Below are 20,393 nucleotides of genomic sequence, written 5' to 3' on the forward strand. Positions count from 1 at the left end.
CTGAAAGTGCCGCAAGCGAATCCTAGAGATCGCGATACGCGTTAGATCGGGTCGACTTCAGAAGAGCGATCCAGAAAACCAAGGACACTGCAGCCGAACGAAACGCTCACAAGCAAAAAGCCCGCGGAGATCGCTCTCCGCGGGCCTTTTTCATTTCAGGCGTCAGCGAACGATTACTCGTTGGTCTGGCGGTTCTTCAGAGCGGCGCCGAGAATGTCGCCAAGCGAAGCGCCCGAGTCGGACGAACCGAACTGAGCAACGGCTTCCTTCTCTTCCGCGATTTCCAGAGCCTTGATCGACAGCTGGATCTTGCGGTCCTTCTTGGAGAAGTTGGTGACGCGTGCGTCGACAACCTGGCCAACCGAGAAACGCTCCGGACGCTGTTCGTCACGGTCACGCGACAGATCGGCGCGGCGGATGAACGCAGTGATGTCCTCGTGGTTGACGAGCTTCACTTCGATACCACCGTCGTTGACGGCGATGATCTCGGCCGAAACAACAGCGTTCTTGCGCAGTTCGCCCGAAGCAGCGGCGTCGCCAACTGCATCCTTGCCGAGCTGCTTGATACCGAGCGAGATGCGCTCCTTGTCGACGTCGACGTCGAGAACAACGGCGCGAACGACGTCGCCCTTGTTGAACTCTTCGATGACCTGCTCGCCCGGACGGTTCCAGTCGAGGTCGGAAAGGTGCACCATGCCGTCAACGTCGCCGTCGAGGCCGATGAACAGGCCGAATTCGGTCTTGTTCTTGACTTCGCCTTCAACTTCGGTGCCAGCCGGATGGCTATGCGCGAATGCCTGCCACGGGTTCTCGAGCGTCTGCTTGAGGCCGAGCGAGATACGACGCTTGGTCGGATCGACTTCGAGAACGACAACGTCGACTTCCTGGCTCGTGGACAGGATCTTGCCGGGGTGTACGTTCTTCTTGGTCCAGGACATTTCGGAGATGTGGATCAGGCCTTCGATGCCCGGCTCCAGCTCGACGAACGCACCGTAGTCGGTGATGTTCGTGACGGTACCCGAGATCTTCTTGCCAACCGGATACTTCGCACCGATGCCATCCCACGGATCCGACTCGAGCTGTTTCATGCCGAGCGAGATGCGGTGGGTTTCCTGGTTGATACGGATGATCTGAACCTTGACCTGCTGGCCGATGTTCAGGATCTCCGACGGATGGTTCACGCGGCGCCATGCCATGTCGGTGACATGGAGCAGACCGTCGATGCCGCCGAGGTCGACGAACGCACCGTAATCGGTGATGTTCTTGACGACGCCTTCGACAACCTGGCCTTCTTCAAGGTTCTGAACGATTTCAGAACGCTGTTCAGCACGGGATTCTTCCAGAACGGTACGACGCGAAACGACGATGTTGCCGCGACGCTTGTCCATCTTGAGGATTTCGAAGGGCTGCGGGTTGTGCATCAGCGGGGTCACGTCGCGGATCGGACGGATGTCGACCTGCGAACGCGGCAGGAAGGCGACGGCGCCGTCGAGATCGACGGTGAAGCCACCCTTGACCTGGTTGAAGATGATGCCTTCGACGCGTTCGCCGGCTTCGAACTTCACTTCCAGGCGCATCCAGCTTTCTTCGCGGCGAGCCTTTTCGCGCGAGAGAACAGCTTCGCCAAGCGCGTTTTCGATGCGCTCAACGTAGACTTCGACTTCGTCGCCGACCTTGAGCGAGCCGTCCTTGGCCTTCGCGCCGAATTCCTTCAGAGCGATGCGGCCTTCGACCTTCAGACCGACGTCGACAACGGCGACGTCCTTTTCGATGGCCGTGACGATGCCCTTGGCAACATAGCCTTCGGCAAGATCGGTCTTCGCGAAGGATTCTTCGAGAAGCGCTGCGAAATCATCACGGGTTGGGTTGGTAGCAGACATGGAATCTCCTGATGCATCTCTAAATGAGAGACGCACATGCGCCGGGGGTTGGTGTTGAACAGGCCTGAACCCAGTCCGCCCCATCAAAGGGACAATCCGGCGCGTGGACGGAATTTCAGGCTTATGCAAGAAGAGCGATCCTGACAGTGTCGCGAAAAGGCTCTTCTTCAGATCTTCTTGATCAGGGCCGCATCGATCAAAGACTTCGCGGACTGAAACGCCGCCTCTATACTCATTTCAGACGTATCAAGCAAGTGCGCGTCGTCGGCGGGGCGCAAAGGACTGTCGGCCCGACCCATATCGCGCTCGTCGCGCTTCTTCACATCGTCGAAGATCGCCGCGTAATCGGCGGCGGCGCCGTTGCCGACGATCTCGTCATAGCGGCGTTTCGCGCGCACTTCCGGCGATGCGGTGACATAGAGCTTCACCGCCGCATCCGGGCAGACGACGGTGCCGATATCGCGACCGTCGAGCACGGTGCCCGGCTCTTTCCTCGAAAACGCCCTCTGCGCCTCGACCAGCGCGCGACGCACGGCCGGCATGACGGCAATCTTCGACGCCGCCTCGCCGATCGCGTGTGCCGACAGCACAGAGCGATCGAGGCCTGCCAGTTCGACATTCAGCGCCATGCGTTCGGCCACCGCCTCATCGTCGAGCGGCAGGCCGGCATCAAGCAGCGCCTTCGCCGTGGCGCGGTAGGTCAACCCGGTATCGAGGTGGTGAAAGCCGTACTCTTCGGCGATCTGGCGCGAGAGCGTGCCCTTGCCTGCCGCTGCGGGTCCGTCGATGGCGATGATGATCATAGGTGGTCCTGCAATCGATGTTGTTGCTGGCCTTTAGATCAAATTCGCAGGCGAATCCATGCTCATCCGATGCTCCGTCACCCTTTGCCGGCAGACCTCGCGCGCATGACGATCGCAGATACATTCACCATGGCCAGCAACAGGCTACCGACAAAAGCCAGCGAAGGCAGAACCGGGCCTACCGGAAACGACTTTCCCTTATCCCAATAGACCCTAACGCCGCCAAAGAGGTCAGACAAGGTTTGCACGCTTTGGAAAAGCCCGAACACGGCAACCAAAAGCCAGAACAAGAGCATACCCCTTGAACCCCGAACCAGTTTCATTCTGATCAGGCGCGCAAAATCGAGTAACTTCAGCGGTGGATTCAATCCCGATACAACAGGTGCGAGCGGCGCGCGATCCAGCATGCGTTGCCGCGTTCGGCGTATCCTTGCAATGAAAAGCACATTGAACGAAATCAGGGCAACGGCAATGACGCTTGCGGCGCCATTGTTTAGTCCGCCGGCCCAACGGTAGCCATCCGCCAACACGGCAATAATGACGCTAACAAACAGCGCACAAAAGCCATACCCGTTGTCGACTCCAATCGACGCAAACTGTTTCGCGGTCAGCATTACCGGGTTCGGCCAGTTCCGCGGCCAATAGAAAACCGAGCCGTCATCCAGCGTCTTCCAGTTCCGGGCATTGCGCGGCGGTTTGAACGGCTCGGGCGCCTGGGATGATCGTCTGGCTCCCGCAAGCATCCATTCGATCCGACGCTCTGTGCGGCGGAAATAGAGGTAGAAGGCCGCCACCCCAAAAAGAAGCGCGGCGACAGGTATCGCAAGCGAGACCTCTCCATGGCCCGCGAAAACGCCGAGCACAACCGTTGGAATCAAGGTCAGGAACGACACAAGCGGGATCATGAACCTAAACCGCACGATGCGGCCGAGTGTCTGCTCATCGATGATAAACGTCGGCCCGGAAGGCGACCGGCGATAGAGGATCGTTCCGTCCTCTCGTTTCTCCCAATTCAAGCCGCGGTCAAACATGAAATCTTCTCCTCAAACGGCGCATAGGCCGGTGCCACGCCTCGACACACGTCAGAAGGCCATTCGGCCGCACGTCCAGGCTGCAATCACCATTCAATGCACCTAGAGGATTACTAATTTCTTTCCTTTTTTCCGCGGCGCCACGCCTTGAGATGGACGCGCAGCACGTATCCCGAGACGATGGCCAGTGCGGCGGCTTTTATCGAGCTGCCACCTTTATCGACGAAGTCCGGATGGCCGACGATCTTGGCGATGACAACAGTAGCGTAGGTGAAAAAAACCATTCCGGACAAAACGATGCCGCATAGCATCGTCATTTTGTCGTCGAACCAAAGTTCCCGAACGTACTCGAGGGTCGATGGCTGCACCGATAGTGGACCACTCTCAATATGGCGCGGCGCATTCGCCAAAATTTCTCGTAACCGCTGTCGGGCAGTGACAATAACCCCTGCGCTCACCACGACAGCAAACACAACGAAAACGACGGGTATTGCAGGTTGCTTCGCCCAAAGGCCAAAGAGAGGCGCCGCGAAAAGGAAGAAAGCAATGGGCACCACCCAGCACTTCCCAGTCAACCGGCTCAGCTCATCGAGCTCGTCTTCCGTAACGACAACCGCGGGCGCTCGCAAATTTTGCCGACAGCTTATCCTGCCGTCATCATGGCGGCGTACCAGTTTGAATCGATCGTCCACCGACATAGGCATATCCTCAACCAGTCAAACCATAGCCGATGGTCGTTACCGACGGGTCGCGCCGGCCTTTAGGATTTTACCGATGCATCATTCGATCGCAGCGCCCAGCCCGGCCATTAGCTCCAGAAACCCGGGAAAGCTGGTGGCGATCATCGTCGCGTCGTCGACGGTGACGGGGTGCTCCGAGGCAAGGCCCATGACGAGGAAGCTCATGGCGATGCGGTGGTCGAGATGGGTGGCGACGGCGGCGGCGGCATTGCCGAGACCCTTGCCGCCGGGGCGACCGTGCACGACGAGGGCGGCAGGTGCCTCCTCGCAATCGACGCCGGTGAGCTTGAGCCCGGCAGCAACGGCGGAAAGCCGATCGGATTCCTTGACGCGCAGCTCCTCAAGACCGCTCATGATAGTGCGGCCCTCGGCGAAAGCCGCCGCAACGGCCAGCACCGGGTATTCGTCGATCATCGAGGGAGCGCGATCTTCCGGCACCGTGATGCCCTTCAACTCCGAGTAACGGACGCGCAGGTCCGCCACGTCCTCGCCGCCCGCAGTCCTCGCGTTCAGGACATCTATCTGAGCGCCCATTTCCAGCAGCGTCACGATCAGTCCGGTGCGGATGGGGTTCATCAGCACGTTGAGAATGGTGATGTCGGAACCCGGCACGAGAAGCGCTGCCACCAGTGGAAAGGCCGCCGAGGACGGATCGCCGGGAACATCGATGTCCTGGCCGGTCAGTCTGCCCTGCCCTTCGAGCCGAATGATGCGTTCGCCCTCATTGCCAGTCTCAACCGCCAAGTTCGCGCCGAAGGCCTGCAGCATTCTCTCGGTATGATCGCGGGTGATCACCGGCTCGATCACCGTGGTGATGCCGGGTGCGTTCAGACCCGCGAGCAGCACGGCGGATTTCACCTGGGCCGAGGCCATCGGCACGCGATAGTTCACCGGGTTCGCCGTCTTCGGTCCGCGCAACGTCACCGGCAGGCGGCCGCCTTCGGCCGACGCCACCTGAACGCCCATCTGGCGCAGCGGATCGAGTACGCGGCCCATCGGACGTTTGGAAAGCGAGGCATCGCCGACGAAGGTTGTGGTGAAATCATAAGCGCCGACGAGCCCCATGGTCAGGCGGCAGCCGGTACCGGCATTGCCGAAATCGAGCGGGGCTTCGGGCTCAAGCAGCGCACCGTTGCCGAGACCGTCGACGATCCAGGTGCCGCCTTCCTCGCGCACCGTAGCGCCAAGCGCCCGCATCGCTCGTGCGGTGTTGATGACATCCTCGCCTTCGAGCAGGCCTGCAATGCGCGTCCGGCCGGCCGCAAGCCCGCCGAGCATCAGGGCGCGATGGGAAATCGACTTGTCGCCGCGGATACGCACCGTGCCGCCGAGTGCCTTGGATCTGCGCGCAATGGCAGGCTTTGCGATCAAGCCAGCGGACATATGAACCTTCCTCAAACCTGCGGCCGGAACCATCCATCGCCACAGGCGAAACGGCTACGGAGGCGCGACCACCTTCCGTTGCGTTGCCTAACACAATGCGATTGCGCGATCATCCTCCCGGGCGCAAGAAAAAGCAGGCGGCGCAGGGCTTTCGAGTTTTATCTTTGACAGATGCGGCCAAGATGATTATGGGGACCGGCTAATCATCATAGGCTTGATATCCTTTCCACCCGCCGGCTTTCCGGCAAGCGCCGGTTCGGCCGGCCATTCAAGAGGCTTTGACTGTGGCAAAAGCGGAACTCGGAACAAAGCGCATTGACCCGGAAACGGGGCGCAAATTCTACGATCTGAACCGTGATCCGATCGTTTCCCCCTACAGCGGCAAGTCCTACCCGCTGTCCTTCTTCGAAGAAACCTCGGTTGCCAAGGTGCTCGAGAAGGAAGAGGAAGAGGACGTCGCTGAAGTCGACACCGAGAACACGGAAGTCGAACTCGTATCGCTCGAGGAAGCTGACGACGAAGCAGCCGGCGGCGACGAGATTCCGGATCTGGGCGACGACGAGGTAGAGATCGACGGCGACGACGACGATACCTTCCTGCAGACCGACGACGAAGACGACGACGACGACATGAGCGACCTCATCGGCGTGTCCGACGACGACGACGACGTCTAAGCGCTTAAAATATTACGCGAATGCCTCCCGTCCCCTGCCAAATGGCGTGGACGGGAGCAAATCGGGCCGGAGCCAAATTATTTCCACCGGCCTGACATTTTCGGCTTGCTATCCGCGAAGAGCAGAAGTAATAAGCCGCCACTCGCCGGGCACAACAGCCCGACAAGTTTCCCGGAACCGGCCTTGCCGGACCCGATATGGGGCTATAGCTCAGCTGGGAGAGCGCTTGCATGGCATGCAAGAGGTCAGCGGTTCGATCCCGCTTAGCTCCACCAAATTTCTCCTGAAATACAAACCTTTGAACTGACCGCCTTTCACCATGTTTGGGCCAAACGTCTGCGCATGTCGGCCGGTATATTCCTTTCCGCTTTTTTTCTGGTACCAACGGGAAAATCGAACGGTTCGCTTGCGCAACCGGGTCGAATGCAAGTGCCGGGGGATCAGATGAGTTTTACCGAAACGACCAGAACGTCGTGGTTCGCGCGCCTCAAGAACGGTGTCATCGGCATCTTCATCGGTCTGCTGCTGGTCTTCGGCATGATCTGGCTGCTTGCCTGGAACGAGGGCCGTTCGGTCAAGACCTATCGGGCACTCGTCGAGGGCGCCGGCGCTGTGGTCGACATCGACAGCGGCGCTGTCGAGGCTGGCAACGAGGGCAAGCTGGTTCACATCGCCAGCCGGGTCGAGCCCGTCGGCACGCCGGCCGACAGCCAACTCGGGATCTCCGCGAAGGGGGCTGCGGGCCTGCGCCGCTCGGTCGAGATGTACCAATGGGTCGAGGAAAAGAAGAGCGAGACGCGCAAGACGCTCGGCGGCGGCGAGGAAACGGTCACCACCTATTCCTACACCAAGGAGTGGCGCAGCGACCGCGCCGATTCAGCCGACTTCCGCGACGGCAACGGGCATCAGAACCCGGAAATGCCGATCTCAAGCGAGCGGTTCACCGTCGACCGCGCGATGCTCGGTGCGTTTTCCGTCAACGGCAGGGCCGTTGCCGATCTCGGCCGCGACAGCCCCGTGCAAATGGCGGACACTGACCTGCAGCACCTCGCCGACGCGCTCGACACCAATCGCCCCGTCAAGACCGACGGCCAGACGATCTTCGTCTCCGCCGATCGCCAGAACCCGGCCGTCGGCGATCTGCGCATCGGCTTTACCCGCGAAGACACGGAGACCGCGAGCTTCGTCGCCGCACAGAAAGGTGGCAGCCTTGCCCCCTACCGCACCACGAACGGTCGCGACCTGTTCCTGAGCTCAGCCGGCATCACCAGCGCCGCCGAAATGTTTGACGCCGCCCAGAGCGAGAACACGCTGATTTCCTGGCTGGTTCGGGTGGGCGGACTGATCGGCCTGTTCATCGGCTTCACGCTGATGCTGTCCCTTATCTCCATCATTGCCGACGTCATTCCGGTGCTCGGTTCTGTGGTCGCTTTCGGTACCGGCATCATCGCCGCGATCCTAACGTTGCTCCTCGGCCCTGTCGTCATCGCCGTCGCCTGGTTTGCCTATCGCCCGCTGTTGTCGCTGGCGATCGTCGCAGTCGGCGCGCTCATTGCTTTTGGCATCGGCTATCTGCGTGCCGGCAAGGCAAAGCCGATGTCCGGCGGCGTGCCGGCCTGATGAGCGGCGCAGGGTGTTGATTGGAGCAATTCCAGCAAAAATGCGGAGCGGTTTTGCGTCCGGATTTGCGTAAGAATAACGGGATCGAGCGGCTCCACGATTGCCTGGGTACGGGAGCGCTTTAGCCGGCCGGCCGATCGGCTTTGCGAAATATTAAGGGATCGTAGCGAAGAACACGGGCCTGATGTTTCTGCTTTCCAAGATATTCTGGCTCGTCGCGCAGCCCCTTTCCCTGGCGTTCTTCGCCGTCCTTGCCGGACTGCTGATGACGGCGGCCGGCCTCAGGCGCAGCGGCGTCGCCTTCGGCCTGCTCGGTGCGCTGGTGCTCTTCGTCAGCCTGTTCACGACCTCAGGATCCTATTTCCTGCAGATGCTCGAGGACCACTTCCCGCGGCCGACGGTACCGCCAGCAACCCTCTCCTGCGTCATCGTGCTCGGCGGCGCCTTCGAGAACGAGGTGATGGCGAGCCGTGGCGGCATCGAGTTCAACCAGGCGGCTGACCGCTTCATCGAGACGGCCATGCTGGCGAAGCGCTACCCACAAGCGCGCATCCTGATTTCCGGCGGCGACGGTTCGTTCAGCGGCGCCTATGACGGCGACGCCAAGGCATCGGAAGCCTTCTTTGCCACCTTCGGCATCGGCCCTGAACGGCTGATCCGCGAGGAGCAATCGAGAACGACATTCGAGAATGCCCGCAACACTGAGGCGTTGCTGACGGCAAACAGCCTTGCCAACTGCGCCCTGGTCACGTCGGCCTTCCATATGCCGCGTTCGGTCGGGCTTTTCCGCAAGCTCGGGCTGGAGGTCACTCCCTGGCCGACGGACTACCGCACCAGCGGCACGGTCACGCCCGGCTTCGATTTCACCCAACCCTCGCTCAATGCCCAATTGGCGACGACGGCGGTGCGCGAATGGATCGGGCTGGCGGCCTATTATTTCGGCGGCCGGACGGACAGCCTGCTTCCCGGCGTTTCACCCCCCAACGCTTCACCCCGTTGACGCGGCGGGCCTGGATGCTCCAGCTTGCGATGCGACCGATAACAGCGATGCGCCTATCAACGGAGCGGCCATGACGATCCTGGAAATCCTCGACTATGCGGGTGTTGCCGTCTTTGCCGCAACAGGAGCGCTCTCAGCTTCGCGCAAGCAGCTCGATATCATCGGCTATCTGTTCCTTGCCTCGGTCACCGGTATCGGCGGTGGAACGATGCGCGACGTCATCCTTGGCGCAACGCCGGTGTTCTGGGTGCTCAACCCGACCTACCTTCTGGTTTGCGTCTCGGTGAGCGTCATCCTGTTCTTCACCGCCCACCTGTTCGGCTCGCGTTACCGGGTGCTGGTCTGGCTCGATGCGATCGGCATGTCGGCCTATTGCGTCATGGGTGCTGCCAAGGGGCTGGCGGCAACAGGCTCGCCCGGGGTCGCGCTTGTCACCGGCATGTTGACGGCGACCTTCGGCGGCATATTGCGCGACCTCCTGGCGGGAGAGCCGTCAGTGCTGCTGCGTCCGGAAGTCTATGTGACGGCAGCTCTGGTCGGCTCCGCCGTGTTCGTCGTCGCGACGATGATCGGACTGCCGCTGGCCGCAACATCGGCGCTCGGCGTGGTCTCGGCCTTCACCGTGCGCGCCGGCGCACTCAAATACGGCTGGACGCTGCCCATCGGCAAAGCAAGCCCCGGCCGCGACCCCAACGATGTGATGTAGGAAAAGGTCGCTACGACCGTTCGCGCTTGCGGCGGAGACGAATGACCACGTCAACATGGGCAATTTCCATGCCTTCAGGCGGTTCCGGCAGATTGCCGATCTCGATATTGCTGACGGGAATATCGAGGACTTCGTTCTGGCCCTCGATGAAGAAGTGGTGATGGTCGGAGACGTTGGTGTCGAAGTAGGTCTTGGCGCTTTCCACCGCGAGCACGCGGATCATGCCGGCCTCGGTGAACTGATGCAGCGTGTTGTAGACGGTTGCCAGCGAAACCGGCACGCCGGCGACAACAGCCTCTTCATGTAGTTCTTCAACGGTCAGGTGACGGTCGCCCTTGGCGAAGATCAGATCGGCAAGCGCGACACGCTGACGCGTCGGGCGCAGACCCGAGCAGCGCAATCTCTCTTCCGAACTCACTTCGGTTGCTTTCGTCATCAAGGAGCGTTCCATGGATCCCGTAAAATTTACAATACTTCCGCTGCGATATAACTTTTGCACGCTGCTCTTTCAATAGATTCTAAGGTGCAGAACGGCTGGAATGCCTGAAAAACCGGCCTATTTCAAGGAAGGCTGGTATTTAACTCTGGTCGGACCCACATTGATCCTGTAAGCGACGGCGGAACGATATCGCAATCGAAATGGGCGACGCCGACGTCGGAAACATCGAAAACGGCCATCGGTGCGCTTCATTTCACAGCGAACTTGCTCTAAAGCAGGTCTGACAACACTTTATGTTACTCGGGGAAACAACCATTGATGACGACCAGGCAATCCAGCTTCAGCTATGAGGAAATCCTGACCTGCGGCCGAGGTGAACTGTTTGGCCCCGGCAACGCGCAGCTGCCGCTGCCGCCCATGCTCATGGTCCATCGCATCACGGAAATCTCCGAGACGGGCGGCGCCTTCGACAAGGGCTTCATTCGCGCCGAGTATGACGTGAGCCCTGATGACTGGTACTTCCCCTGCCATTTCCAGGGCAACCCGATCATGCCCGGCTGCCTCGGTCTCGACGGCATGTGGCAATTGACCGGGTTCTTCCTGGGCTGGCTCGGCGAACCGGGGCGCGGCATGGCGCTGTCAACCGGCGAAGTGAAGTTCAAGGGCATGGTTCGCCCCCATACCAAGCTGCTCGAGTACGGAATCGATTTCAAGCGGGTCATGCGCGGTCGCCTCGTGCTCGGCACTGCCGATGGCTGGCTGAAGGCCGACGGCGAAACCATCTACCAGGCAACCGACCTGCGTGTCGGTCTGTCGAAGGAAAAGACCGACTAAGCCGCGGGTTCTCCGCACCGAATGAGATAAAGAAAAGGTCATTACCATGAGACGGGTTGTTGTCACGGGCCTCGGGATCGTTTCCTCGATCGGGAATGATGCCGACGAAGTCACGGCATCGCTGCGCGACGCCAAATCGGGCATCACGTTTTCTTCCGATTTCGCCGAAAACGGCTTCAAGTGCCAGGTCTGGGGCGCACCGACGCTCGATCCGAGCGATCTCGTCGACCGGCGCGCCATGCGCTTCCTGTCGCAGGGCGGCGCGTGGAACCACGTGGCCATGAAGCAGGCGATCGCCGACTCCGGCCTCGAGGAAGCGGTCATTTCCCGCAACGAGCGCACCGGCATCATCATGGGCTCGGGTGGTCCGTCCACCCGCACGATCGTCGAGGCGGCGGACACGACCCGCAAGAACGTGAGCCCCAAGCGCATCGGCCCGTTTGCCGTGCCGAAGGCGATGTCGTCGACGGCTTCGGCCACGCTTGCGACCTGGTTCCAGATCCACGGCGTCAACTACTCGATCTCGTCGGCCTGCTCGACGTCTGCCCATTGCATCGGCAATGCCGCGGAGATGATCCAGTGGGGCAAGCAGGACGTGATGTTCGCCGGCGGCCACGAGGACCTGGACTGGACGATGTCCAACCTGTTCGATGCCATGGGCGCGATGTCCTCCAAGTACAACGACACGCCGTCGACCGCATCGCGCGCCTATGACGTCAGCCGTGACGGTTTCGTCATTGCCGGCGGTGCCGGCGTGCTGGTGCTCGAAGAGCTGGAACATGCCAAGGCGCGCGGCGCCAAGATCTACGCCGAAATCGTCGGCTACGGCGCGACTTCTGACGGCTACGACATGGTCGCCCCATCAGGCGAAGGCGCGATGCGCTGCATGCGCCAGGCGCTGTCGACCGTGAAGGGCGACGTCGACTACATCAACACGCACGGCACGTCGACCCCGGTCGGCGACAGCAAGGAAATCGGCGCCATCCGCGAAGTGTTCGGCGCGAAGATCCCGCACATCCAGTCGACGAAGTCGCTCACCGGCCACTCGCTCGGCGCTGCCGGCGTCCAGGAATCGATCTACGGTCTCCTGATGATGCAGGGTGGCTTCATCGGCGAGAGCGCCCATATCAGCGAACTCGACCCGGAATTCGATGGTGTGCCGATCGTGCGCAAGCGCATCGACAACGCCAAGATCGATACGGTTCTTTCCAATTCGTTCGGCTTCGGCGGAACCAACGCAACGCTCGTCTTCCAGCGCTACAACGGATAACACCATGACGGGACTGATGAATGGAAAGCGTGGCCTCATCATGGGTGTGGCCAACAACCACTCTATTGCCTGGGGCATCTCGAAGGCGCTGGCAGCGCAGGGCGCGGAACTGGCCTTCACCTACCAGGGTGAAGCGCTTGGCAAGCGCGTGAAGCCGCTGGCGGCCGAGGTCGGCTCCGACTTTCTGCTGCCTTGCGACGTCGAGGACATCGCTTCCGTCGATACGGTCATCTCGGCCATCAAGGAACGCTGGGGCAAGCTCGACTTCATCGTCCACGCCATCGGCTTTTCCGACAAGAACGAGCTGAAGGGCCTCTACGCCGACACGACGCGCGACAACTTCAGCCGCACCATGGTGATCTCGTGCTTCTCCTTCACGGAGATCGCCAAGCGCGCCGCCGAACTGATGAACGACGGCGGCTCGATGCTGACCCTGACCTATGGCGGCTCGGTGCGGGTGATGCCGAACTACAACGTCATGGGCGTTGCCAAGGCGGCTCTCGAAGCCTCCGTGCGCTATCTTGCGGCCGACTACGGCGTGCGCGGCATCCGCGTCAACGCGATTTCTGCCGGCCCGATCCGCACGCTTGCAGGCGCCGGCATTTCCGATGCGCGGGCCATGCTCTCCTGGCAGCAGAAGAATTCGCCGCTTCGCCGCACCGTCACCATCGACGATGTCGGCAGTTCGGCGCTCTACCTGCTTTCCGATTTGTCGCGTGGCGTCACCGGCGAAATCCACTACGTGGATTCGGGCTACAACATCACCTCGATGCCGGCGCTCGACGCGCTCAGGACCGCCGACGCCGAGTAAAGCTGATGGGTGGGCACAGCCCAGAGATGACGAGCCCCGGTGCGGTTATCGCCGGGGCTTTTTTGTTGGCGTGTTTTCCAGTTTGGTTGGCTCCCGCGCCCGGCGCCTGCCGCTATTCCAGATCCATCGTGGTGAAGACCCGGCAATTGTCGGGCGCAGGCGTGCCACGGCAAATATCCGCATCGACCAGTTGGCCGACGGGCAGCTCGCTCGTCAACAGCAGCACCGTGGACAATTGATAGCGGCCGAGATTGCCGTCCGCGCTGCGCAGGCGTTCGACCAGGGACTGGTATCGCACGCCCATTTCACCGTAGTAAGCCACGAGTTTCCGGGTGTCGGCCTCGTTTCCGGCTAGCGTCGGAATGTCTTCGACGATCGCCCCCTCTCCCGCGAGTCGTCGATTGCCGGATGCAAGGACAAGCGTACATGCCTGTGAGCAGGCTCCAAGCGAAACTGCCTTGCCGATATACTCGGCCGCCTTGCGGTCGTTTGCGGTACAGTTCTTCTGATCTCGCTGACATCCAACGAAAATGGTCGTGCCCACCGCCACGCTCAGCTTGCTCTTGCGGATGAGGCGGCCGAGTGCCATCGCAGCCGCCATATCGCCACCGGGCGATCGCAGGACCAATGGTAGCTTGCGGCCTGCGAGCGTTTTCAAGGTTGCCTTCAGCAGTGCCGGCGTCTTCGGACCGATGGTGCCTGCGGCGGAAATCCATTCCGGACATGTCGGCTCGCAACCGACCTCGTTCGAGCGCACGACGACAAACCGCATCTGCTGGTCAGCCGCCATTGCCGGCCGCTCCATCAACAGGCTTGCGGCCAACAGACAGATCAGCAGCACTACTCGTCGCAGGCGGGGCGTGGCGCAGCCGACGGGAGAACTCCATATGCGCATTCCGGTCTCCAACCCAGATCCCCTCTCTAACGCTTCAGGTCCGACATAACGAAAACCCGGCAATTGGCGGAGGCGGGCACCGTCTTGCAGACCCCGGCCGCGGTCAGCAGCTCGACCCCGCCCAGTTGCGTGATCAACTTCATCTCCATCATCGCCACAGGTTCGATCTTGCGCATGTCGGCAGCGGGCGTGATCTTCATCTGATCGATGACCGCACGCCCGACGCCCATTTCCGCTAGGTATGCGGCCAGTTCGCGCTCCATCGCCTTGCTCATCTCGTAGGTCTTGCGGTTGCCAACATTCTTTTGGCTGACGACTTTCTTGCTGATTATCTTCTTCCTGCCGTTCACTATCCGATATTTCTCCTGGTACCGTGTCTGGACCTGAGCGTAGACAGCGGTGATCTGGTGAACGCCCAGATATGCCCACTGGCCGACCACACGCCGGGCACCGCCGGCAAGCATCAGCGGGCAGGCGGAGTTGCAATAGGCTCCGCCCGAATAGGCAGTCCCGATGAGGCGGGCACCCTTGCCGTCATTGTCGCGGCAATCCTTCTGCTGCGGCTGACAACCGACGAAGCGCGTCTTGCCGACCGCCACTTCGAGCTTTCGCGCCCGGATGATCCGTCCGAGCACCATGGCGGCATCGACGTCGCCGCCGAGCGACGTCACGACGATCGGCAGGCGGCGGTCGCCGATCGCCTTGAGCAGCTTCTTGAGATGCGTCGGACTTTCGCGAACGATCGTCCCCTCGGCCGATATCCACTCCGGGCATGTCGGCTCGCACCCCGGCTGATTGCTGCGAACCACCAAGAACTGCATGTCAGCGCCGCCGGCCGGCGATGCCAGAACTGTCGAGGCTGAGGCCAGGAGCCCGGCCAACAGACAGAGAATGGCCACGGAATGCAGGAAGACGTCGCGTAGAAGTGTCGTGCCGAGCAAAGAAGTCCCTCATCCCGACTGTTTGAGCGTCGATCAGAACGTAGCGCTTTCGCTGGATTCCAGTCTCGCAGCCCCGCCCGGCGCCGGGCTGAAGAAAATGTCTAGTCCGCAAAATCCATGCGGCAAATGTGACTGTCGAAACAAATGTCAGGCGACAATTCTGGTTGCGTTGTCATGGAATAACACCAACGATAGCACGACACGAAAACGGAGGGCAACAGCACTCACATCGTGGATCGCTGGGCCATTCCGGACGACGAGGCTGTCTCGATAGCCGACGTTTGCGACGCCACAGCCGCTCCAGGGGGCGTAACCGGCAATGCCGTTCAAAAGCGCCGCTGGGGCGCCTTGTATCGACGCCCCTTCCGAGACAAGCGTGAGAAAAGAGAGGTTTTTCCGCTGGCGATCGCGTCAACGCCGACGTCACTGGCTGCGGGCGTCGTCATGGACCGAAAGGTTCAAGGCCAGAGAAACAGGACAAGCAGGACGACGATGATCGCCAGCACGACCAGGCCGGTATGCGTGCGCCGCGCCGGATCCAGCGGCAGACGGTAGAGGCTCTTCAGGAACGACAGGGGCACTTCCGAGGTGGCTCCGTGCCCCTCGGCGTGCTTTATATCCTTGGCGATGGCTTCGGCCGCATCCTCGGTCAAAGGCGGCCTGTTCACTCCCCACGTCATGGCACCCATCCTTCGACGAGACACATCGGCAGCGAGCATGGTGAGCCCGATCAAGGATGATGGCAACAGGCAATCTTTTGCCTTCACGCCGACGGATGAGGCGCACACCCAAAAACGAAAGAGCCGGGCGACGAACCCGGCTCCTTGCTTGACTTCGATTGCGGCTCAGCGCTTGCCCCAGAGAACCTTGAAGCGTGCGTTGCGGCAGGTCTCGCCATATTCCTTGAAGGTCTCGGCGAGCACCTGCTCATACTGCAGGCCGCGATTGGCGACCAGCATGACCTTGCCGCCCTGCTTCAGCGCCTTGTGCGCCGCCTTGATGATCGCCACGCCCAGCGCCGGTTCGGCGGCATGGCCTTCGTGGAACGGCGGGTTCATGACGATGAGATCGTATTTGTCGCGCGGCTCTTCGCTCGTCAGGTCGAACCAGTAGAAGCGCGCCGGCATGCGCGGAGCGTTTGCCGGCATGTTGACGCGGGCCGCCTCCAGCGCATCGTGGTCGGCCTCGAAGAGGTCGATGCCCTTCGTGCCGGGCGACGCTTCGGCGAGCTTGACCGCGAGATAGCCCCAGCCGGCGCCGAAATCGGCGGCATGGCCGTTGAAGTCGCGCGGCAGGCGCGAGGCCAGCAGTTCGGAGCCGGCATCGATGCGATCGTGCGAGAACATGCCCGGAGAAGCTGCGAACAGGCCGTCGACCCGGACCGGCACCTTGGCAAGTTTCTGAACAGCGTCGGTGACGTCTTCCGGTCGGGTGAACCAGAAGGCGACGCCGTGATATTTCGGCAGGTGATCGCCATCCCATTCGAACTTGGCGATGCGCTTCTTCAGCGACTGGATGCCATCTTCCTTGCCGCCGGCAACGACGATGAGCGCGCCGTCGCGCGTGCGCTTCAGCGCCTCGGCGATGCGGTCCTCGTTTTCACCCTTGTGCTTGCCGCACAGGATCAGCGCGACGTCGTAGTCCTCACCGGTGACCACAGGCGCCACGTCGGCGCGCTCGGCCTCAAGGGCGCGATACAGCGGCCTTAGCGGCTGGACGGAAGCGATCGACGCCCCGAAGCCCTCGGGCAGCCTGTAGCCCGCCTCAGCACCGAGGAAGAGCACACGCTCGCCCTCGCCCGGCGGGTCGATAACCCCGGTTTCGAACGGGTGGAACAGGGTCTTCAATGCGTCTCGGCTCATCGGTTTCTTCCGTCGATATCAGTACAAGAAAAGGGCGCGGAGCGATCCGCTCCGCGCCCCGAATGCGTTCGGGTAGAGACCGCTTATTCAGCGGCTTCGCCGTCACCCTTCTTTTCTGCAGCAACTTCCTTGCCGGTCGCCTGGTCGACGACCTTCATGGAAAGGCGAACCTTGCCGCGCTCGTCGAAGCCCATCAACTTGACCCAGACCTTGTCGCCTTCCTTGACGACGTCGGTGGTCTTGGCAACGCGCTCCGAGGCAAGCTGCGAAATATGGACGAGGCCGTCACGGGCGCCGAAGAAGTTGACGAAGGCGCCGAAGTCGGCGGTCTTGACAACGGTGCCTTCGTAGACCTGGCCGACTTCCGGCTCGGCAACGATCGAGTGGATCCACTTGCGGGCCGCTTCGATTTCCTTGCCCGAAGAAGAAGCGATCTTCACGGTGCCGTCGTCTTCGATGTTGATCTTGGCGCCGGTCTTTTCGACGATTTCGCGGATGACCTTGCCGCCGGAGCCGATGACTTCACGGATCTTGTCGACCGGGATGTTCATCACTTCGATGCGCGGTGCGAATTCGCCGAGCTGGCCGCGGCTTTCGGAGATGGCCTTGGCCATTTCGCCGAGGATGTGGAGACGGCCGCCCTTGGCCTGGTTGAGCGCAATGCCCATGATCTCTTCGGTGATGCCCTCGATCTTGATGTCCATCTGGAGCGAGGTAATGCCGGCGTCGGTGCCTGCAACCTTGAAGTCCATGTCGCCGAGGTGATCTTCGTCGCCGAGGATGTCGGAGAGAACGGCGAAGCGCTCATCTTCCTTGATCAGGCCCATGGCGATACCGGCAACCGGCTTTGCCAGAGGAACGCCTGCATCCATGAGAGCGAGCGAGGTGCCGCAGACCGTCGCCATCGACGACGAGCCATTGGATTCGGTGATCTCGGAAACGACGCGCAGCGTGTAGGGGAACTGCTCGGCTTCCGGCAGCATCGGGCGGATAGCGCGCCAGGCGAGCTTGCCGTGACCGATTTCGCGGCGGCCCGGGGAGCCCATGCGACCGGTTTCACCGACCGAGAAGGGCGGGAAGTTGTAGTGCAGCATGAAGCGTTCTTTGTACATGCCGGTCAGGCTGTCAACGTACTGTTCGTCTTCGCCGGTGCCGAGCGTGGCAACGACGATCGCTTGGGTTTCACCGCGGGTGAAGAGCGCCGAACCGTGGGTACGCGGCAGAAGACCGACTTCCGAGACGATCGGACGTACGGTTTCGAGATCGCGGCCGTCGATGCGGCTCTTGGTGTCGAGGATGTTCCAACGAACGATCTTGGCCTGCAGGTGCTTGAAGACAGCGCCGATAACCTCAGGCGTATGCGCCGGCTCGATGCCTTCCGGCAGGAAGTGCGCCTTTACCTTCGCCTTGACAGCGTCGACGGCAACGTAGCGAGCAACCTTCTCGGTGATCTTGTAGGCATTGCGCAGTTCGTCTTCGGCAAGCGAAAGCATGGCGTTTTCGAGAGCGGAATGATCTTCCGGTTCGAATTCGCGCGGCTCCTTGGCGGCAACTTCAGCGAGCTTGATGATGGCGTCGATGACCGGCTGGAAACCCTTCTGGCCGAATACGACGGCGCCGAGCATGATGTCTTCGGCCAGTTCCTTGGCTTCCGACTCGACCATCAGCACGGCTTCCTGCGTGCCGGCGACGACGAGGTCGAGGGTCGACTCGTCCATCTCATCGAGATGCGGGTTAAGAACGTACTGGCCGTTGATGTAGCCGACGCGCGCGCCGCCGATCGGGCCCATGAACGGGATGCCGGACAGCGTCAGCGCAGCGGAAGCTGCAACCATCGACAGGATGTCGGGATTGTTTTCGAGGTCATGCTGCATGACCGTGACGATGACCTGGGTGTCGTTCTTGTAGCCATCGGGGAAAAGCGGGCGGATCGGGCGGTCGATCAGACGCGAAACCAGCGTTTCGTTCTCGCTCGGACGACCTTCGCGCTTGAAGTAGCCGCCCGGGATTTTGCCGGCGGCGTAGGTCTTTTCCTGGTAGTTGACGGTCAGCGGGAAGAAGTCCTGGCCCGGCTTCGGCGACTTGGCCGAAACGACGGTGGCGAGAACGACGGTTTCGCCGTAGGTGGCGAGAACGGCGCCGTCAGCCTGACGGGCGACCTTGCCGGTTTCGAGCTTGAGCGGACGCCCAGCCCATTCGATTTCAACCTTATGGGTATCGAACATGTTCTGTCCTTCGTGTGCGGCAGACCTTTCCGCGGCTGTTGCAGCGCGGGTGGTCGAAAAACCGCCTGGTATGGCGCATCACGGGCAAGACAACGGGAGGCTTCAAAAGAGACCGGCCGCTTTCCGCTTTGCAAGACCTGGCTGCTCTGCAGCGGGTTCTGCAAGCAGGCGCCGAAGCATCCTGCAATCCTGCCCCATGACGGGCCATCGGTTGATCCGCGGATCCGGCCCATCCGGCCCGCTGGATACCTCTCCTTGTGTGCGCCTAGTGCGCTTGCGGAGAGTTCATTTCCTGAGCGCTCTGCGCTCCATAATAAAAAAGGCCGGCGGACCGCATGCGATCCGCCGGGCAAGTCGCTTAGCGACGGATGCCGAGGGCACCAATCAGCTTGGTGTAGCGCGCTTCGTCTTTCTTTTTCAGATAGTCGAGGAGCGAACGACGGCTGGAAACCATCGCGAGAAGACCACGGCGGGAATGGTTATCCTTCTTGTGGCCCTTGAAGTGTTCGGTCAGGTTGTTGATCCGTTCCGTCAGGATAGCTACCTGGACTTCCGGAGAACCGGTGTCGCCTTCAACGGTTGCATATTCCTTGATGAGCTGAGCCTTACGCTCTGCAGCAATCGACATCGGATGATCCTTTCGATTTCGAGGATTTAGGGACGCCTTCAGCCGGGATGTCGTCCAGCTGCGGCCGTGAATGCAACGGGCATGCGCCTTTTGCTGGCGTGCCTATAACCGAATTGGATGAAAAAGGAAAGGGTCATGAAAATGGCTCTTCAGCGATGGCCGGCCGCCTCTCAATTGCCTGACGGTCGCGGGCGCATCGGCGCCGACTTCAGCTGGTCGCCATCAACCGGGACACAGTCGAGATAGGCGGCAAACACCCATCCGAGTTCGCCGGCAACGCTCGAAACCAGCGCCCAGCCCCTGCCGGCATGCCGGCGTTCGCCGACCCGGCGAACCTTGCTGCCATTGGCCAATGTCATGACGATCCGGCCGTTCGGTTCCGTGCGGACATTACGGCGCCGCGCGTCAAATATGACGCGCAAAGGACGCTGTAACGCTTTAGACCTGCTGCATAATTTTATCCTTAAATCGGATCCGATTTAAGGAATTATGCAGTAAGCGGCGTGCCGGTCGGGTCTGAGACGACACAGGCCACATCCTGGCCGGCGGCGGGTGCCGCAGCCATCAGGCTCAACACGACTGAGAGAATGCCGATGCGACCTGTCCAGCCCCGCATTCCTGCCCCTTTTCAAAACCAACCGTTCAAAACCG

General features: G+C 61.2%; 21 protein-coding genes and 1 tRNA gene. 8 read left to right on the plus strand and 14 right to left on the minus strand.

Annotated features, from left to right (window positions below):
• Positions 1 to 173 precede the first annotated feature (173 nt).
• The 5 genes from rpsA to aroA form a co-directional block, all read right to left on the minus strand.
• Entirely contained in the window at positions 174 to 1,880 is a 1,707-nt protein-coding gene (rpsA, locus tag ASD02_RS03785) for a 30S ribosomal protein S1 (protein ID WP_025425511.1), read from the minus strand.
• Positions 1,881 to 2,047: 167 nt separating this feature from the next.
• Positions 2,048 to 2,683: a (d)CMP kinase gene (cmk, locus tag ASD02_RS03790; protein ID WP_025425510.1), complete on the minus strand. Its 636-nt coding sequence runs from the start codon at positions 2,681 to 2,683 to the stop codon at positions 2,048 to 2,050.
• A gap of 77 nt (positions 2,684 to 2,760) precedes the next feature.
• Positions 2,761 to 3,714: a hypothetical protein gene (locus ASD02_RS03795; protein ID WP_057204354.1), complete on the minus strand. Its 954-nt coding sequence runs from the start codon at positions 3,712 to 3,714 to the stop codon at positions 2,761 to 2,763.
• Positions 3,715 to 3,827: 113 nt separating this feature from the next.
• Positions 3,828 to 4,412 carry a hypothetical protein gene (locus ASD02_RS03800; protein ID WP_057219973.1) on the minus strand — a complete coding sequence of 195 codons (585 nt, stop codon included), beginning with the start codon at positions 4,410 to 4,412 and terminating at the stop codon, positions 3,828 to 3,830.
• An 81-nt stretch (positions 4,413 to 4,493) separates the two neighbouring features.
• Entirely contained in the window at positions 4,494 to 5,837 is a 1,344-nt protein-coding gene (gene aroA / locus ASD02_RS03805; protein WP_025425507.1) for a 3-phosphoshikimate 1-carboxyvinyltransferase, read from the minus strand.
• A gap of 284 nt (positions 5,838 to 6,121) precedes the next feature.
• On the opposite strand from aroA, the gene ASD02_RS03810 reads away from it, so the two are divergent.
• From ASD02_RS03810 to ASD02_RS03830, 5 genes are all read left to right on the plus strand, one after another.
• The gene (locus ASD02_RS03810; RefSeq protein WP_025425506.1) at positions 6,122 to 6,511 is read left to right on the plus strand and encodes a TIGR02300 family protein; all 390 of its coding nucleotides are present in this window, start codon (positions 6,122 to 6,124) and stop codon (positions 6,509 to 6,511) included.
• Positions 6,512 to 6,710: 199 nt separating this feature from the next.
• A tRNA-Ala gene (locus tag ASD02_RS03815) sits at positions 6,711 to 6,786 on the plus strand.
• Positions 6,787 to 6,955: 169 nt separating this feature from the next.
• Positions 6,956 to 8,131, plus strand: coding sequence for a TMEM43 family protein (locus tag ASD02_RS03820; protein WP_025425505.1), 1,176 nt, complete (start codon positions 6,956 to 6,958; stop codon positions 8,129 to 8,131).
• Between the two features lie 184 nt (positions 8,132 to 8,315).
• The gene (locus tag ASD02_RS03825; protein WP_025425504.1) at positions 8,316 to 9,131 is read left to right on the plus strand and encodes a YdcF family protein; all 816 of its coding nucleotides are present in this window, start codon (positions 8,316 to 8,318) and stop codon (positions 9,129 to 9,131) included.
• 70 nt (positions 9,132 to 9,201) lie between these two features.
• Positions 9,202 to 9,837, plus strand: a complete 636-nt coding sequence (locus ASD02_RS03830; protein ID WP_025425503.1) for a trimeric intracellular cation channel family protein — start codon at positions 9,202 to 9,204, stop codon at positions 9,835 to 9,837.
• A 10-nt stretch (positions 9,838 to 9,847) separates the two neighbouring features.
• On the opposite strand, the gene irrA is transcribed toward ASD02_RS03830, so the two are convergent.
• The gene (irrA, locus tag ASD02_RS03835) at positions 9,848 to 10,273 is read right to left on the minus strand and encodes an iron response transcriptional regulator IrrA (RefSeq protein ID WP_057219998.1); all 426 of its coding nucleotides are present in this window, start codon (positions 10,271 to 10,273) and stop codon (positions 9,848 to 9,850) included.
• A gap of 321 nt (positions 10,274 to 10,594) precedes the next feature.
• Between irrA and fabA the strand changes: the two genes are divergently transcribed.
• The 3 genes from fabA to fabI are packed head-to-tail and all read left to right on the plus strand — an operon-like array spanning position 10,595 to position 13,191.
• Complete coding sequence (fabA, locus tag ASD02_RS03840; protein WP_025425501.1) at positions 10,595 to 11,110, plus strand: 3-hydroxyacyl-[acyl-carrier-protein] dehydratase FabA; 516 nt, start codon at positions 10,595 to 10,597, stop codon at positions 11,108 to 11,110.
• A gap of 46 nt (positions 11,111 to 11,156) precedes the next feature.
• The gene (gene fabB / locus ASD02_RS03845; RefSeq protein WP_025425500.1) at positions 11,157 to 12,380 is read left to right on the plus strand and encodes a beta-ketoacyl-ACP synthase I; all 1,224 of its coding nucleotides are present in this window, start codon (positions 11,157 to 11,159) and stop codon (positions 12,378 to 12,380) included.
• A 4-nt stretch (positions 12,381 to 12,384) separates the two neighbouring features.
• Entirely contained in the window at positions 12,385 to 13,191 is an 807-nt protein-coding gene (gene fabI, locus ASD02_RS03850; protein ID WP_025425499.1) for an enoyl-ACP reductase FabI, read from the plus strand.
• 112 nt (positions 13,192 to 13,303) lie between these two features.
• Here the strand turns inward: fabI and ASD02_RS03855 are convergent, their stop codons facing one another.
• From ASD02_RS03855 to ASD02_RS40315, 8 genes are all read right to left on the minus strand, one after another.
• Positions 13,304 to 14,086 (minus strand): hypothetical protein, encoded by a 783-nt coding sequence (locus ASD02_RS03855; RefSeq protein ID WP_156408354.1) that lies wholly within the window; start codon positions 14,084 to 14,086, stop codon positions 13,304 to 13,306.
• A gap of 26 nt (positions 14,087 to 14,112) precedes the next feature.
• Positions 14,113 to 15,027, minus strand: coding sequence for a hypothetical protein (locus ASD02_RS03860; protein WP_051509143.1), 915 nt, complete (start codon positions 15,025 to 15,027; stop codon positions 14,113 to 14,115).
• Positions 15,028 to 15,485: 458 nt separating this feature from the next.
• Positions 15,486 to 15,707, minus strand: a complete 222-nt coding sequence (locus ASD02_RS03865; protein WP_038575800.1) for a hypothetical protein — start codon at positions 15,705 to 15,707, stop codon at positions 15,486 to 15,488.
• 165 nt (positions 15,708 to 15,872) lie between these two features.
• On the minus strand, positions 15,873 to 16,889 hold the full coding sequence (locus ASD02_RS03870; protein ID WP_025425496.1) for a class I SAM-dependent methyltransferase: 1,017 nt from the start codon (positions 16,887 to 16,889) through the stop codon (positions 15,873 to 15,875).
• A gap of 83 nt (positions 16,890 to 16,972) precedes the next feature.
• The gene (gene pnp / locus ASD02_RS03875; RefSeq protein WP_025425495.1) at positions 16,973 to 19,114 is read right to left on the minus strand and encodes a polyribonucleotide nucleotidyltransferase; all 2,142 of its coding nucleotides are present in this window, start codon (positions 19,112 to 19,114) and stop codon (positions 16,973 to 16,975) included.
• A gap of 358 nt (positions 19,115 to 19,472) precedes the next feature.
• A complete protein-coding gene (rpsO, locus tag ASD02_RS03880; protein ID WP_025425494.1) occupies positions 19,473 to 19,742 on the minus strand; it encodes a 30S ribosomal protein S15 in 270 nt (89 codons plus the stop codon).
• Positions 19,743 to 19,912: 170 nt separating this feature from the next.
• Positions 19,913 to 20,164: an SH3 domain-containing protein gene (locus tag ASD02_RS03885; protein ID WP_025425493.1), complete on the minus strand. Its 252-nt coding sequence runs from the start codon at positions 20,162 to 20,164 to the stop codon at positions 19,913 to 19,915.
• A gap of 65 nt (positions 20,165 to 20,229) precedes the next feature.
• Positions 20,230 to 20,358 carry a hypothetical protein gene (locus ASD02_RS40315; RefSeq protein WP_255569776.1) on the minus strand — a complete coding sequence of 43 codons (129 nt, stop codon included), beginning with the start codon at positions 20,356 to 20,358 and terminating at the stop codon, positions 20,230 to 20,232.
• Positions 20,359 to 20,393: the final 35 nt, after the last annotated feature.

Origin of the sequence: Ensifer sp. Root1252 (assembly GCF_001425885.1) — a bacterium.
GTDB lineage: Bacteria > Pseudomonadota > Alphaproteobacteria > Rhizobiales > Rhizobiaceae > Ensifer > Ensifer canadensis.

Bases quoted from the DNA above. Each gene is read 5' to 3' on its own strand.
- ASD02_RS03865 (WP_038575800.1), bottom strand. From the start codon at position 15,707: ATGACGTGGGGAGTGAACAGGCCGCCTTTGACCGAGGATGCGGCCGAA.
- ASD02_RS03855 (WP_156408354.1), bottom strand. From the start codon at position 14,086: ATGCGCATATGGAGTTCTCCCGTCGGCTGCGCCACGCCCCGCCTGCGA.
- fabI (WP_025425499.1), top strand. From the start codon at position 12,385: ATGACGGGACTGATGAATGGAAAGCGTGGCCTCATCATGGGTGTGGCC.
- fabA (WP_025425501.1), top strand. From the start codon at position 10,595: ATGACGACCAGGCAATCCAGCTTCAGCTATGAGGAAATCCTGACCTGC.
- ASD02_RS03820 (WP_025425505.1), top strand. From the start codon at position 6,956: ATGAGTTTTACCGAAACGACCAGAACGTCGTGGTTCGCGCGCCTCAAG.
- rpsA (WP_025425511.1), bottom strand. From the start codon at position 1,880: ATGTCTGCTACCAACCCAACCCGTGATGATTTCGCAGCGCTTCTCGAA.
- fabB (WP_025425500.1), top strand. From the start codon at position 11,157: ATGAGACGGGTTGTTGTCACGGGCCTCGGGATCGTTTCCTCGATCGGG.
- pnp (WP_025425495.1), bottom strand. From the start codon at position 19,114: ATGTTCGATACCCATAAGGTTGAAATCGAATGGGCTGGGCGTCCGCTC.
- ASD02_RS03795 (WP_057204354.1), bottom strand. From the start codon at position 3,714: ATGTTTGACCGCGGCTTGAATTGGGAGAAACGAGAGGACGGAACGATC.
- rpsO (WP_025425494.1), bottom strand. From the start codon at position 19,742: ATGTCGATTGCTGCAGAGCGTAAGGCTCAGCTCATCAAGGAATATGCA.
- ASD02_RS03830 (WP_025425503.1), top strand. From the start codon at position 9,202: ATGACGATCCTGGAAATCCTCGACTATGCGGGTGTTGCCGTCTTTGCC.
- ASD02_RS03825 (WP_025425504.1), top strand. From the start codon at position 8,316: ATGTTTCTGCTTTCCAAGATATTCTGGCTCGTCGCGCAGCCCCTTTCC.
- irrA (WP_057219998.1), bottom strand. From the start codon at position 10,273: ATGACGAAAGCAACCGAAGTGAGTTCGGAAGAGAGATTGCGCTGCTCG.
- ASD02_RS03870 (WP_025425496.1), bottom strand. From the start codon at position 16,889: ATGAGCCGAGACGCATTGAAGACCCTGTTCCACCCGTTCGAAACCGGG.
- cmk (WP_025425510.1), bottom strand. From the start codon at position 2,683: ATGATCATCATCGCCATCGACGGACCCGCAGCGGCAGGCAAGGGCACG.
- ASD02_RS40315 (WP_255569776.1), bottom strand. From the start codon at position 20,358: ATGCGGGGCTGGACAGGTCGCATCGGCATTCTCTCAGTCGTGTTGAGC.
- ASD02_RS03800 (WP_057219973.1), bottom strand. From the start codon at position 4,412: ATGTCGGTGGACGATCGATTCAAACTGGTACGCCGCCATGATGACGGC.
- aroA (WP_025425507.1), bottom strand. From the start codon at position 5,837: ATGTCCGCTGGCTTGATCGCAAAGCCTGCCATTGCGCGCAGATCCAAG.